Origin of the sequence: Helicobacter burdigaliensis, assembly GCF_003670295.1 — a bacterium.
GTDB lineage: Bacteria > Campylobacterota > Campylobacteria > Campylobacterales > Helicobacteraceae > Helicobacter_D > Helicobacter_D burdigaliensis.
The window spans coordinates 19,218-32,601 of record NZ_QXJG01000001.1 but is presented as its reverse complement, the minus strand read 5'-3'; the positions used below and the strand labels follow the sequence as shown (position 1 = coordinate 32,601).

At 32.7% G+C, this 13,384-nt stretch carries 13 protein-coding genes; 9 read left to right on the top strand and 4 right to left on the bottom strand.

Annotated features, from left to right (window positions below):
- Positions 1–95 precede the first annotated feature (95 nt).
- Positions 96–1,112, bottom strand: a complete 1,017-nt coding sequence (gene pseI / locus EBF09_RS00145) for a pseudaminic acid synthase (protein ID WP_232817590.1) — start codon at positions 1,110–1,112, stop codon at positions 96–98.
- 67 nt (positions 1,113–1,179) lie between these two features.
- Between pseI and EBF09_RS00140 the strand changes: the two genes are divergently transcribed.
- The gene (locus EBF09_RS00140; RefSeq protein ID WP_121763129.1) at positions 1,180–1,473 is read left to right on the top strand and encodes a hypothetical protein; all 294 of its coding nucleotides are present in this window, start codon (positions 1,180–1,182) and stop codon (positions 1,471–1,473) included.
- A gap of 78 nt (positions 1,474–1,551) precedes the next feature.
- On the opposite strand, the gene EBF09_RS00135 is transcribed toward EBF09_RS00140, so the two are convergent.
- A complete protein-coding gene (locus tag EBF09_RS00135; protein WP_232817589.1) occupies positions 1,552–2,871 on the bottom strand; it encodes a coproporphyrinogen III oxidase family protein in 1,320 nt (439 codons plus the stop codon).
- 163 nt (positions 2,872–3,034) lie between these two features.
- Between EBF09_RS00135 and EBF09_RS00130 the strand changes: the two genes are divergently transcribed.
- Positions 3,035–4,582: a multicopper oxidase family protein gene (locus EBF09_RS00130; protein ID WP_121763128.1), complete on the top strand. Its 1,548-nt coding sequence runs from the start codon at positions 3,035–3,037 to the stop codon at positions 4,580–4,582.
- A 131-nt stretch (positions 4,583–4,713) separates the two neighbouring features.
- On the opposite strand, the gene EBF09_RS00125 is transcribed toward EBF09_RS00130, so the two are convergent.
- Positions 4,714–5,703 carry a c-type cytochrome gene (locus tag EBF09_RS00125; protein ID WP_121763127.1) on the bottom strand — a complete coding sequence of 330 codons (990 nt, stop codon included), beginning with the start codon at positions 5,701–5,703 and terminating at the stop codon, positions 4,714–4,716.
- A 265-nt stretch (positions 5,704–5,968) separates the two neighbouring features.
- Between EBF09_RS00125 and EBF09_RS00120 the strand changes: the two genes are divergently transcribed.
- The 7 genes from EBF09_RS00120 to EBF09_RS00090 all read left to right on the top strand — a co-directional run bounded on the left by EBF09_RS00120 (position 5,969) and on the right by EBF09_RS00090 (position 12,690).
- A complete protein-coding gene (locus EBF09_RS00120; RefSeq protein WP_121763126.1) occupies positions 5,969–7,060 on the top strand; it encodes an NAD(P)-dependent alcohol dehydrogenase in 1,092 nt (363 codons plus the stop codon).
- 204 nt (positions 7,061–7,264) lie between these two features.
- A complete protein-coding gene (locus EBF09_RS00115; RefSeq protein WP_121763125.1) occupies positions 7,265–7,516 on the top strand; it encodes a YfhL family 4Fe-4S dicluster ferredoxin in 252 nt (83 codons plus the stop codon).
- A gap of 8 nt (positions 7,517–7,524) precedes the next feature.
- Positions 7,525–8,973: a Ppx/GppA phosphatase family protein gene (locus tag EBF09_RS00110; protein WP_121763124.1), complete on the top strand. Its 1,449-nt coding sequence runs from the start codon at positions 7,525–7,527 to the stop codon at positions 8,971–8,973.
- Positions 8,967–9,965, top strand: coding sequence for a lipopolysaccharide heptosyltransferase I (gene waaC, locus EBF09_RS00105; RefSeq protein WP_121763123.1), 999 nt, complete (start codon positions 8,967–8,969; stop codon positions 9,963–9,965). Before EBF09_RS00110 ends, waaC begins: the two co-directional genes overlap by 7 nt.
- Positions 9,952–10,872: a lipid A biosynthesis lauroyl acyltransferase gene (locus tag EBF09_RS00100; RefSeq protein WP_198672503.1), complete on the top strand. Its 921-nt coding sequence runs from the start codon at positions 9,952–9,954 to the stop codon at positions 10,870–10,872. The genes waaC and EBF09_RS00100 overlap by 14 nt, the downstream gene beginning before the upstream one ends.
- Positions 10,865–11,626 (top strand): glycosyltransferase family 2 protein, encoded by a 762-nt coding sequence (locus tag EBF09_RS00095; RefSeq protein ID WP_121763122.1) that lies wholly within the window; start codon positions 10,865–10,867, stop codon positions 11,624–11,626. The genes EBF09_RS00100 and EBF09_RS00095 overlap by 8 nt, the downstream gene beginning before the upstream one ends.
- A complete protein-coding gene (locus EBF09_RS00090; protein ID WP_121763121.1) occupies positions 11,623–12,690 on the top strand; it encodes a glycosyltransferase family 9 protein in 1,068 nt (355 codons plus the stop codon). The genes EBF09_RS00095 and EBF09_RS00090 overlap by 4 nt, the downstream gene beginning before the upstream one ends.
- A 12-nt stretch (positions 12,691–12,702) precedes the next feature.
- Here the strand turns inward: EBF09_RS00090 and EBF09_RS00085 are convergent, their stop codons facing one another.
- Complete coding sequence (locus EBF09_RS00085; RefSeq protein WP_121763120.1) at positions 12,703–13,329, bottom strand: superoxide dismutase; 627 nt, start codon at positions 13,327–13,329, stop codon at positions 12,703–12,705.
- Between the last annotated feature and the right edge of the window lie 55 nt (positions 13,330–13,384).

Genomic DNA, 13,384 nt, shown 5'->3' with positions numbered 1-13,384 from the left:
CAGTCTATTTATGGATTACTTCACTGTCTTACGCAATGATACAAAAAACATAATAAGAAATATAAATGCAGCAGTCTAAAAGCTTTATAAATTTTTTACTCTAATGCTTCTTTTCCTAATGCCTCGCCAAAATCATAATCTTTTTTTGCTACTTTTCCTAAAAGCTGGGGTAAATATTTGGGTGCTAGTCCAAACCCCGGTCGGATTGATGCGATATTATCCCTACTAAACCTCTCTCCCTTTTTAATGGGTGCTACTGCATATAAAGAGCGCATAAAAGCTCTCCCCTCTTTGCTTTTCTTACTTAGCTCATAGCTTCCATTTCCCAAAAGTAGCTCTACTTTTCTAATCTCTTCACTCATAGCTAAAAACTCTTTTGGCTCCATAGAAAATGCACTATCCACTCCCCCTAACTTTCTATCTAAAATAAAATGCTTCTCAATCACTCTAGCACCAAGTGCCACAGCACTAATGGCCACAAGATTCCCCAAAGTATGATCTGAAAGCCCCACTTTCACTCCAAAATCCTCTTTCATTTTAGGCAATAGCGATAAATTAGCTTCATTTATAGGTGCAGGATAAGCACTCGTGCATTGAAGCAAAGTAATATCATTAGCTCCATTTTCTCTACATACCCTAACAGCCTCACTTATTTCTTCATAGGTTGCAATTCCTTTAGATAAAATTATAGGCTTTTTTGTCCTTGCCATATAGGCTATAAGCTCTAAATCCACAATCTCAAAAGAAGCTACTTTATAGATAGGATTCCCCAAACTTTCTAAAAAATCCACCCCTTTTTTAGAAAAAGGAGAAGAAAAACACACAAGCCCTAAACTCCTCGCATACAAAAAAAGCTCCTCATGCCATTCCCAAGGTGTCATAGCTTCTTTATAAAGTTCATAAAAATTCTTGCCTTCCCACAAAGTTCCTTTAATCTTAAAATCTTCTTTGCTACAATTAATACTTAAGCATTCAGGCGTGTAAGTTTGAAGCTTAATCGCATTTGCCCCACTCTCTTTTGCTGCCTTGATTGTCTTTAATGCTAAATTTTTATCTTGATTATGATTTGCGGATAATTCTGCTACCAAAAAAACTTGCTCTATTTGATTCAAATTCCATCCCTTTATAAAAAGTTTTTGCTATAATTATAGCTAATTTTATTATTTATAAAGTAAGCCCATGAAGAAATATCTACTTTTAGCAAGTTTTGCATTTTTATTAATAGGTTGTGATTCTCAAATTGATGATCTTAAGAAAAAGGGAGAGGAAACTTTACAAAACGCACTAAATAGTGGTAAAGAAACCTTGCAACAAGGCACACAAAAGGTTAATGAGTTTTTAGAAAGCAACAAAACAGAGGAGATTATCCAAAATATTCAAGAGCCTATTTATAACCAAACTAAAAAATTAGAAAATTACTTAGAGGGCAACAAAACTAACACAGATAAAGAAACAAACTCCACACAACCCTAAACCCCTTATAAAAGAGAAAAAGAATCTTTAAATTTTGCTTTTGTTAAAACACTTCATACAAAACTTAATTTTCAAAGCTTACATATCCTCTTCTTTTAACATAGCCCTTGATTCCTCTCTTACCTTATCCATACCTATATAAAACTCTTTCATCATGGATAAAAAGAGATATTTTCCTTCTTTTGTAGGATAATAATCCCCCCCTTGTTTGTAGATGTTTTTTGTTAATTTTAAAAACAATAGCTCCTTAAATAAATCCCATTCTATATTGCTATTATATTTTTCTCTAAATTGTTTTGCACTAGCCTTTCCACCAAAAAGCTCCACCATTAATCTATATTGAAGTTGGGATTTTTTAGAATATTTTCTCATTCTTACAACCCCCATTTTACCTTCATTAATACGCTTAGAATACTCTTTTAAAGAAAAGGTATTTACATACAAAGCCCCATTTAAAAAGCTAAAAGATCCAGAGCCAATCCCTACATATTCATCATTATCTACGACATATTCATCAAAGATTTCACTACCCTTATGAGAGAAAGCCCAACTAGAAAGTGGTGTAAAATCATCTTTTAAAGTATCTAAAATCTGCTCATAAAGCTTTGCTTCATTGTCTAAATTTACAAGCCCAATGGATCGTTTTAAAATACTTTTCACAGAAGGAGAAGACATTAAAGGATAGGTAGTTAGCTGATTAGGCTTTAAAGTTTTGATGATTTCTAAATCCTTTGCTAGCATTTCTTTTGTTTGATTAGGAAAATTAAAGATTAAATCCACATTTAAAATAGGTAAAATCCCAATAGCACCCTCTAACTTTTTAATCGTTTCTTCCCCACTGCCAAACTTTTCATACCTTCCAATCTTTCTTAAGATTCCATCATCAAAGGTTTGCACCCCTACTGAAAGCCTATCCACCCTACCTTTAAAACTTTCTAAAGTTTCTTTTTGTAAATGATTAGGATCTGATTCACAAGAAACTTCTTTAATGCTAAAAAGCTTTTTGGCTAAATCTAGCGTTTTGCAAAGCTCATCTGGCATGATAGAAGTCGTCCCCCCACCTACATAAATAGAGCTAAAATCATAGCCTAGCTCCTTTACCATAAGCATTTCTTTACGCAAAGATTCAAAATACTTTTTAGCCTTTTCTCCTTGAAATAAAAAGCGATTAAAAGAACAATAAGTGCAAAGTGTCATACAAAAAGGCACATGTATATACAAAAGATAGCTTTTATCTTTTACTTTATGAGGCAAAGGAAGAGGCAATTTATCCAAATTTGCAGGCCTAAGATGCAAATAACTATCAGTAGCACGACGCATAAGAGTATTTACTATTTTAGTAGAAAAATTTTGTTTTATCACTAAGAACCCCAAAAATCTATAAAAATTAAATCTCATCTTTAAAAAATACGCGAATTATATTCTTTTTTCTTTTTAAAAAAACTTATTTATATATGATTTTTTAAAAACTTTTGATTATAATAATGCGTATCATTTTTTATTCATTTACCCTTTTATTTTTATAATTACACCACTATTTTTTGAATTTTAAGGAATTTTTATGAATAGAAGACAATTTTTGCAATTCAATGCTTTAGGTTTAGCAACTCTAAGTAGTGCTTATGCTATGGATCACAGCCATCATAAAATGATGATGCATAAAAATCATATGCCATCGCATACAAATAATATTGATACTAGCTTTATAAGCCTAGAAGATATTAACCTGCCTCTATTAGATTCTAGTAGCTATCCGCAAAATCAAGCCCTAACCCCCCTGCCCCTTTTGCAAAATACAAGCAAAGAAAAAAACACTTTTAAAGCCACTCTTAATATTAATGAAACAAAAATAAATATTATTCATAAGAAAAAAACGCGTGTATTTGCTTATAACAACTCCATTCCTGCCCCCAAAATTGAAGTTTATGAGGGCGACTTTGTAGAAATTAAGGTTAAAAACAATCTAAAAGAGCCCACCACAATTCACTGGCATGGCTTGCCTATCCCACCAGAGCAAGATGGAAATCCACACGATCCAATCTTAGCAGGAGAAGAGAGAACTTATAGTTTTAAATTGCCTTTAAATTCTGCTGGAACTTATTGGTATCATCCCCACCCCCATTATATTACAGGAAAGCAAGTTTATATGGGATTAGCAGGGGTTTTTGTTGTAAAATCCAAACAAGATGCACTCTCTAATCTACAAGAACAAGATTGGGTGATTAGCGATATTAAGCTAGATAAAAACGCACAAATTCCTGCCAATAACTTAATAGATTGGCTAAATGGCAGAGAAGGAAATACAATTTTAATCAATGGACAGCATAAGCCAAAAATCACGCTTGATGAAGCACAAAGAATTAGAATCTATAATTTCTGCTCTGCTAGATATTTAAACCTAAAAATACAAAATGCAGAATTTATCCTCGTAGGCACAGATGGTGGATTAATAGAAACTCCAATATCCCAAAAAGAACTCTTTTTATCCCCAGCTTCACGCGTTGAAGTGATTATTAAACCTAACAATAAAGGAGAATTTAAGCTAATTAACACTTATTATGATCGTGATAAAATGATGGTAAAAGATGATAAAAACGATATAGAATTAGCCACTTTAGATGTTAAAAACATACAAAAAGAGATTCCAAATTTTTTAAGAAAAATAGAAGATTTTGGAGCTCCCAATGCTGTTAAAGAAGTAATTATGAGCGAAGATCACTCCAAAATGCATGGAATTGGCAAAAAAAGTAATGAAGAAATAAAACAAGCATTAGCAAGTATGTTTTTGCTCAATGGAGAAGTGTTTGATATGAACAAAACAAATCTTAGCTCAAAATTAGGTGAAGTAGAAGTATGGAAAATCACAAATAAATCCCATATGGATCACCCTTTTCATATTCATGGAACACAATTTATGCTACTTAGCTCCACTTTTAAAGGCAAAAAAACCAAAGCACCTTTCAAAGCTTTACAAGATACCATTAATGTCCGCCCAAATGAAACTTTAGAACTTATAATGAAGCAAGATTTTAAAGGAATTAGAATGTATCATTGCCATATCCTAGAACATGAAGATTTAGGAATGATGGCAACTCTAGAAGTAAAATAATCCTTAATTAAGCATAACAAAAGTTATGCTTAAAGCTTCTTAAACCTAATAAATACCCACGAAAGCTTATTGCAAATTATTTAAATCATTTGCTTTACAAGCTCTCATTTATAAATTTCTTATTAGATTCCCTACTTTTTTAGCATTGGCTCATAAGGGCCATATCTATGCTGTGTAGTTGAAAAATTATCATCATAAGGCCCCACATCCATATCAAGTGGTTTTACTTTTCTATCTGGAAAATCTGCTTCACGATTTTTCTTAATAGGGCGTGGTTGTGAATTCATAAAAGCTGCCACATCATAAGCTTCTTCCAAACTTAAATTAGCATCTCCTTGAGGCATATTGGATTTAATATAAGAAGCTGCTTTAATAAGACGATACATTCCAGCACCCGTATTATAGCTATCTTCTCCCCAAAGTGGTGGAAACGCATAATAAGCCATTCCAGGAGTCCCATTTTTCACACCCTGCCCATCGGCTTGATGGCACACTGCACATTTATCATTATAAATTGCCTCTCCTTTTTTAGGGTCTGCTGCTCTTTTTAAATAATCAATTTTTTGCAAACTCTCACCCTTAGTGCTAGCACCTGTTGGAACCCCTTGTGAGAGCCAATGCATATAAGTTAGCATTGCTTTCATTTCAGAAGTATTGTTTGGCATACGCTTACCATTCATAGAGCGCTCAAAACAGCCATTAATCCTATCTTCTAAAGTAATAATCTTATCTGCTCTTCCATTGTATTGTGGAAATCTAGCCCAAATACCTACAAATCCAGCTTGATTTGGCACACTTCCCGCTTTTGCATGACAGCTAGAACAAGAAAGATTATTTCCCGCAAAACGCTTATTTTTATCCTTTGCTTGTGGACCTACATACCAAGTTGTTTCATTTAAGATTTTGTTTCCTAAAATTACCATTTCAGAATATTTTGAATTTTTAGGCATTTTAGATTCATCAATCGTTCCATCTTCATTTAAAGCTGCAGGTGCTTTCCACTCTACTGCCTCTAGCTTAATGCCGGTTTCTTTTTTATCTTTTTCTATCTTTTCATCCAGTGCATAAGAACAGCTTGTAGCCAACAACAAACCTGCTAATATCATTGAAAACTTTTTCATAATTAATCCTTTGTTACTTATTTATGATTAAGTCTATTCCTTTTAGCATTAAAAGTCAAGTCTATTTTAGTAAATGAATGATAAATGAAAAGTTATAGGTATTTTGCTGTATAAAAGAGTAAAAAATGCACATTTTTACTTTAAACTTAAAATTTCAAAAAACTTTTTGTAACATTTTTTGATAAAATTTTCATCTTTTCTCTTGACCGATAGTAGCTCTAATGCTATATAATTACATTTTAAAATTACTTTTTAAGGAGTTACTATGCTTTTAGATTCTAATTTAGAAGAAGCAAAGAGTGGCAAAAGAATAACTGCCAAAGGCTATGCAGTAGCACATAAAAGTGATACTTTTAAGCCATTTTCATTTTCACGCCATGCTATGGGGGAGAAGGATATTTTAATTGAGATTTTATATGCTGGGATCTGCCATAGCGATATTCATTCTGCTAGAAGTGAGTGGAGAGAGGGAATCTACCCTATGGTACCAGGGCATGAGATAGCAGGAAGAGTGGTTGCCGTGGGTAACAAGGTAAGTAAGTTTAAAGTTGGGGATTATGCAGGGGTTGGCTGTATGGTAAATTCTTGTGGTGAATGTGAAGCATGCAAGGCTAGTAATGAGCAATTTTGCGAAAAGGGCAAGACAATCTTTACCTATGATTGCAAAGATTGCTTCCATGATAATGAGCCTACTTTTGGAGGATATTCTAATAATATCGTGATGAGTGAAAAGTTTGCCATCAATGTTCCACAAGATGCACCCCTTGATAAAGTTGCACCTCTTCTTTGCGCTGGGATTACAACTTATTCTCCGCTTAAATTTAGTGGGGTTAAAAAGGGTGATAAAGTCGCAGTAGCTGGATTTGGCGGACTTGGCGTAATGGCTGTAAAATATGCTTTGCAAATGGGTGCAGAAGTTTTCGTCTTTGCAAGAAATAAAAATAAAGAAGAAGAAGCCAAAAAGCTTGGAGTAGCAAAGCTTTATGATTCAGTGCAAAATGTAAGCGAGAGATTTGATCTCATCATCTCAACTATTCCTACAAAATACGATCCTATGGAATATGTAAATTTACTAAAAAATGGTGGTGAGATGGCAATAGTTGGGCTTCCACCTGTTGGAGAAGCAGTGCCTACAGATCTTACAAGGCTTGTATTTGCCGCAAATAAAAAGGTATATGGCTCACTCATTGGCGGTATCAAAGAAACACAAGAAATGATGGATTTCTCACTCAAACATAAAATCTATCCAGAAACTGAAATCATAAGCATAGATAAAATTAATGAAGCCTATGAGAATCTAACAAATGGCAAGGCAAAGTTTAGATATGTAATTGATATGAAGAGCTTGGAGAAATAATCTCCTCTCTTTAGCACTTTATAATCCCTATAAATCCTAACTCCTATTTTATAAAATAAATAGCTTATATAAATATTATTACGCATTAAAAGCGGAATAACTTTAAAAAAATAAACTTTAATTCTATTTTTTAAGTTATTTTTTATACTCTTTTAGCTAAAAACTCTTTTTATTTTTCTTGAAATTAAATTTTAGGAGCTTACTATGTCTTTAATGATTACTGAAGAATGTATCGCTTGTGATGCCTGTTTAGAAGAATGTCCAAATTCGGCAATTGAAGAGGGAGAGCCTTTTTACATTATCGATCCAGATCGTTGCACAGAATGCTATGGATTCTATGATGAGCCAGCTTGCGTGTCTGTATGCCCTGTGGATGCTATCGTCCCTGATCCTGATAATGTAGAAACACTAGAAGAGCTCAAATACAAACATTCACAATTAAATCAAGATAGCTAAAGTTTAAAATGGCAAAAATCATAGCAGTTATTGATATTGGCTCTAACTCAGCTAGAATGGCAATTTTTGAAAAGACAAGCCATTTTGGTTTCCACCTACTCTATGAAACCAAAAGCAAAGTAAGAATCTCTGAATCTAGCTATCAAAATAATGGCTTTTTACAAGAGATTCCTATGCAAAGAGCCTTGCATGCTTTAAGTGATTTTTTATTTATCGCCAAAACCCATAAAGCTAGAAAGATTCTCTGTGTTGCTACTTCAGCACTTAGAGACGCCCCAAATAAAGCACATTTTTTATCCCTTGCTAGAAAAATTGGGCTTAACATTAAAATCATTGATGGGGATAAAGAAGCCTATTTTGGAGCATTAGCAGCACTTAATCTATTGCCCTACCAAGAAGGAATTACTATTGATATTGGAGGAGGTAGCACAGAATGCGCCCTCATACAAAACAATAAAATCATTGACAAAATCTCATTAAATCTAGGAACTATCAGATTAAAAGAGTTATTTTTGGATAAAGGAGATTTAAAGGGAGCAAAAGAATTTGTTTTAAGCCATCTAAAAACTATGCCTTCGCACTTTAAGCATGAGAGAATCTTTGGCATTGGAGGCACTGCTAGAGCTTTAAGCAAATCTATTCAAAAGCAAACTTGCTACCCGCTAGATACTCTCCATGCTTTTGAATATGATTTTAATATGTATCAAGATTTTTTCAAAACTCTCTATACTTCAAACCCAAAAGATCTTCCAAAACTCAACATTAAAGAAGATAGAATAGATTCTATTCAAGGAGGAGCTTTAATTTTTCATCTTGCGTTGCAAACCTTTAATGCAAAATGTGTCGTAACAAGTGGTGTGGGAGTGAGAGAGGGAGTATTTTTACATGATCTTTTAAGGCATTCTAATGGTGCTTTTCCTACTAACTTTAATCCAAGCCTAAGAAGCATTAAAGATAGATTTATCAATAATCCTTATAAATCAAAAACTACAAAAATGCTTCTTTCAAAGCTTATACATTCCCTAGATAATGAATCTTTAAAGCCTTTTTACAAACACACTCTCATTGCAGCCGAGCTTTGTGATATAGGGATTTCACTTAATTTTTATGAAAAAAACCATCATGGAAGTTATTTTGTATTTAATGCTCTAAATTATGCACTTACCCATAAAGAAAGATTATTAATTGCCACTCTCATACGCTACAATGGCAAAAAGATTCCACAAAATTTAGAATACAAAGAACTTCTGCCACAACTTGAAATACTCTGTATCTTAAATTTCTTATTAAGTCTAAGCGATATTTTAAGCTATCACAAAAATCCAAAGCAATTAGAATTTAGTTGCATAGATAGCGGTTTTGAAACAACTATTAACCTAGCAAATCTTTCTTATACACTTAAAGAAAAGCTAAACAAACTTCCTATCCCACCTTTATTTAAGTTAAATATATGCTAAAAGTTGCCATTATACGACTAAGTGCTATGGGAGATATTATCCATAGTGCTAGTATCTTACCCCTACTTTTAGAAAATCTCAAAAAAACATATCAAGATGTTATTTTGCATTGGTATGTAGATAGTGTTTTTAAAGAAATTTTAGAAGATTCACCCCTTATTTGCAAAGTTATCCCCATTCCTCTAAAGCAAAGCATAAAAGAAAAAAATTTAAAAAACCTTATGCAAATTTATAAAACCCTAAAGAGTGAAAAATACGATTATGTGCTTGATTTACAAGGGCTTATAAAATCTGCTATTGTAGGAAAGCTATTAGAGAGTAAAAATTTTATCGGTTTTGATAAAAGAAGTATTAAAGAACCTTTGGCCTCCCTTTTTTATACTAAAAAGATAAGTTCTCCTTATGAAGAACATATTTTATTGCGGAATGCAAAGCTTGCATTTTTAGCCTTTGGAGTGCAACCTCCAAGCCTAGAAGAGCTTTTAAGTTCTAAAAATTTTTTAGGCTTTAAAAACCAAGACTTCTCTTTACAAACCTCACCTAAAGTGTTATTTGTGCTAGAAACTTCTAAAGCCAATAAAACCTATCCTCTAGAATCCTTTATAAAACTAGCTAAACTTTTTAACTCTCTAAATATTAAACCCATTTTTTTAACCCACAAAATGCAAATTCCACAAAGTGAATGCTATCATTCTATCCATTCTTTAAATTTGAGTGAAGTAAAATCTCTCCTTTCTAGTATGGATTTAGTTATCGGAGGAGATACAGGGATCACACATCTAGCTTGGGCACTTTCTATCCCTTCTATCACACTTTTTGGTGCAACACCTAAAAAGAGATTTTCCCTTAACACCAAAATCAATCTAAGCTTAGAATCTAATAAAGAAGCAAATTATGATAAAAAAGATTTTAGTATCCAAAAAATAGACCCACAAGAGATTTTTGCTCTCTCAAAAACTCTATTAAAAAAGGAAAACTATGCAAAAAATTAAAAGATTCTTTCTTTTTAAATTTTTTAATTTTTTGGGATATTTCTTCTTATATATGCCACATTTTTTGCGTTTAGGCTTTGCAAAAAGTGTAGCCTTTTTTCTCTACAAACTTGATAAAAAACGCAAAAATGATATTTTGGCAAATTTAGAATTTGCCTATAATGGCACTTTAGATATTCGCACCAAACAAGAGATTATCCGCACAAATTATTTGAATCTTGTATATAATTTTATTGATTTTTTTATACTTGGCGTTAGCAAAAAAGAATATATTTTAAAAACAAGCACGATTATAAACAAGCATTTTATCACCGATGCAATTAACTCTAAAAAACCCATTATTTTTGTTACGGCTCACTTTGGAAACTGGGAATATGCCACACCTATTTTTACTTGCCATTTTGATCTTCCCATTACCGCAGTAGCTAGAATGACCCCCTACCCTCTTATCAATGAATATCTTTTTAAGGTTAGAGAACGCTTTAATATCAAAATTTTAGATAAAATGGGGGTAGCACCCTCTTTAATCAAAGCAGTGCGTAATAAAGAAATCTTAGGCATAGTAAGCGATCAAAATACAGCAGATAAAGAAGGAGAGCTTGTAAAATTCTTTGGCAAAGATGTAAGGCACACTCCTATTGCTTCCATGCTTGCAAGAAAATTTGATGGAATTATTTTGCCCTGCTTTGTATCCTATTCTAAAGACTATTCTTCACATATCTTTACCCTCTATCCGCCTATTTTACCTCAAAAACTAGAAGATACTAGAGAAGAAATCCACGCCCTAACACAACTACAAAGCGATGTTTTAGAAAAAGCCATTAGAGAAAATCCAAAAGAATGGCTTTGGTTTCATAGAAAGTTTAAAAACCAATATGAAGAAATTTATAGGAGAAAATATGAATAAAATTTCTGCTGTAATTCTCACTAGAAATTCCGCACGCCTTTTAAGAGAAGTTTTAGAAGCCTTAAAAAATCTTGATGAAGTGGTGATTTTAGATAATGGCTCTAGTGATGAAACCCTAAATATCGCAAAAAATTTTAGCAATGTCAGCATTCATTATCATGAATTTATAGGCTTTGGCGCTATGAAAGCTTTGGGGAGCAAACTTGCTAAAAACTCATGGATTTTAACGATTGATAGCGATGAAATCGCCTCAAAAGAATTAATAGATGAAATTTTAAACAAAGATTTAGATGTAAACTTTTGCTATTCTTATGATGTAAAAAATTATTTTCAAGAAACTTATATTTATAGCTGTGGATGGGGGAATGATCGATGCGTAGGACTTTATCACAAAGACTTTTTTGAATTCAATCACAACAAAGTGCATGAAAGCATTGTGCCTTTAAGCAACAAACCCCTTAAAGTTATTGATTTAAAAGGATATATTTCACATTATCCTTATGAGAATTTAGAAGCATTTTTAGATAAAATGCAAAAATACTCCACTCTCTTTGCAAAGCAAAATAAGAGCAAAAAACAATCCAGCCTCAAAAAAGCACTACTCCATTCTCTTTGGTGCTTTTTTAAAAATTTTTTCTTACAAAAAGGCTTTATGCAAGGCAAAATCGGTTTTATCATAAGCACCTATAACGCACAAACCGCCTTTTGGAAATATCTAAAACTTGATATGCTAAATAAAAGTAAAAATCTATGAAAATCTTGCTTATTAAACTCAATAAAATCGGCGATGTGCTTTTAAGCACTCCTTTATTTTTAAATCTTAAAAATCATTTTAAAAATTGTCAAATTGATATGGTAGTAAATCATGGCACAGAAGGTATTTTAGACACCACATACCTACATAAAATCCATACTCTAAAACGCCACAAGCAACCCTTTTTACGCTTAAAAAGCGAAATTGCACTTCTATATGCCATCAAAAAAGAAAAATATGATATTGTCTTTGGGCTAACTAGCGGAGAGAGAACTGCTTTTTTAAGCTTTTTTAGTGGAGCTAAGATAAAAGTTGGCTTTCCACCCTCATCTTTTTGGGCTAAAAATATCTACACCCACAAGCTCTCTTACAAAGCCCAACACAACATTCAATCCAATCTTGATGCACTTAGAATCTTAGATATTAAAATCATTTCCATTAAAGTTCTACCTCCCAAGTTGCAAAGTTCCAAAAAACTAGAAAATTTACCCAAAAACTTTATCCATTTGCATTTTTTTAGCGATTGGAGTTACAAATGCTTAAGCTTTGAATTCTATGCAAAATTACTTGATTTTATTGCAAAAGAATTTAAAATTAAATGCGTTTTAACCGCTTCTAACAATCCGCAAGAACTCGCAAATATCCACGCAATTAAAAAGCTTTTAAAAAGCGAGGTTTTAATTTTTGAAGGAAATTTAAGTTTGAAGGAAGTTTCTTTGCTAAATTCTAAAGCACTTGCGTTTGTAGGTGTGGATACAAGCATTATGCACTTAAGCGCTGCAAACAACACCCCTACTTTTGCCTTTTTTGGTCCTTCTTTTGCTGATGTTTGGGGACCTTGGGATAACTCTTTAGAAGATTCTACCTATAAACATCAAGGAGGCTTGCAAAAAATGGGAATCCACCAAATCTATCAAGAAGAGCTTTCTTGCATGCCTTGTGGGCGTAGTGGTTGTAATGATAGTTTAAAAAGCGATTGTTTATTGTCTAAATTTAATGAAGAAAAAGCACTCAAAGCAGTGAGGGATTTTTTAAATCCTCTTATAAAAACTTTAGAAGCATAAAGCTTCTAGAGTTTAAGAATGTAAAGATTTCATATAAAAATCCACAGAACCTAAGCCCTCTTTTTTAGCCCATTCCAAGCTTTTTGAAACAAATTCCCAATTAATATGGCTAAAAAATTTCTCCAAATAATTTGGGCGTGCATTTCTAAAGCCGATATAATAAGCATGTTCCCATACATCTACCACTAAAACAGGAATAAGTCCGTTAGTTACAGGAGTTTGTGCATTGCTTGTTTGCACGATTTCTAGTTTTTTAGTGTTTGGATTATACACTACCCAGCACCACCCAGAACCAAAAAGAGTAGTAGCAGAGCTTAAAAAACCTTCTTTAAATTTTTCAAAGCTACCAAAAGATTCATCAATCGCACCCTTTAACTCTTCGCTCATTTGTGTAGTATTAGGACTTACACAATCCCAATAAAAATCATGATTATACACTTGTGCAGCATTGTTAAAAATCCCACCTTGTGCTTTTGTAACAATCTCAAACAAAGAGGCATTTTCAAATTCTGTGCCTTTTATAAGGTTGTTAAGATTATTTACATAAGTTTGGTGGTGCTTTCCATAGTGAAACTCACAGGTTTCTTTACTAATAAAATCTTTAATTTCATCAAATGGTAATTTTCTCAATGAATACATATTCTTCCTTTAAATGAATATTTGCAAAATGCAAAACTATTCTACATTAAAAGTT

Coding starts and splice junctions, on each gene's coding strand:
- EBF09_RS00130 (WP_121763128.1), top strand. CDS start 3,035: ATGAATAGAAGACAATTTTTGCAATTCAATGCTTTAGGTTTAGCAACT.
- EBF09_RS00125 (WP_121763127.1), bottom strand. CDS start 5,703: ATGAAAAAGTTTTCAATGATATTAGCAGGTTTGTTGTTGGCTACAAGC.
- EBF09_RS00120 (WP_121763126.1), top strand. CDS start 5,969: ATGCTTTTAGATTCTAATTTAGAAGAAGCAAAGAGTGGCAAAAGAATA.
- EBF09_RS00100 (WP_198672503.1), top strand. CDS start 9,952: ATGCAAAAAATTAAAAGATTCTTTCTTTTTAAATTTTTTAATTTTTTG.
- EBF09_RS00115 (WP_121763125.1), top strand. CDS start 7,265: ATGTCTTTAATGATTACTGAAGAATGTATCGCTTGTGATGCCTGTTTA.
- EBF09_RS00110 (WP_121763124.1), top strand. CDS start 7,525: ATGGCAAAAATCATAGCAGTTATTGATATTGGCTCTAACTCAGCTAGA.
- waaC (WP_121763123.1), top strand. CDS start 8,967: ATGCTAAAAGTTGCCATTATACGACTAAGTGCTATGGGAGATATTATC.
- EBF09_RS00135 (WP_232817589.1), bottom strand. CDS start 2,871: ATGAGATTTAATTTTTATAGATTTTTGGGGTTCTTAGTGATAAAACAA.
- EBF09_RS00085 (WP_121763120.1), bottom strand. CDS start 13,329: ATGTATTCATTGAGAAAATTACCATTTGATGAAATTAAAGATTTTATT.
- EBF09_RS00090 (WP_121763121.1), top strand. CDS start 11,623: ATGAAAATCTTGCTTATTAAACTCAATAAAATCGGCGATGTGCTTTTA.
- EBF09_RS00140 (WP_121763129.1), top strand. CDS start 1,180: ATGAAGAAATATCTACTTTTAGCAAGTTTTGCATTTTTATTAATAGGT.
- EBF09_RS00095 (WP_121763122.1), top strand. CDS start 10,865: ATGAATAAAATTTCTGCTGTAATTCTCACTAGAAATTCCGCACGCCTT.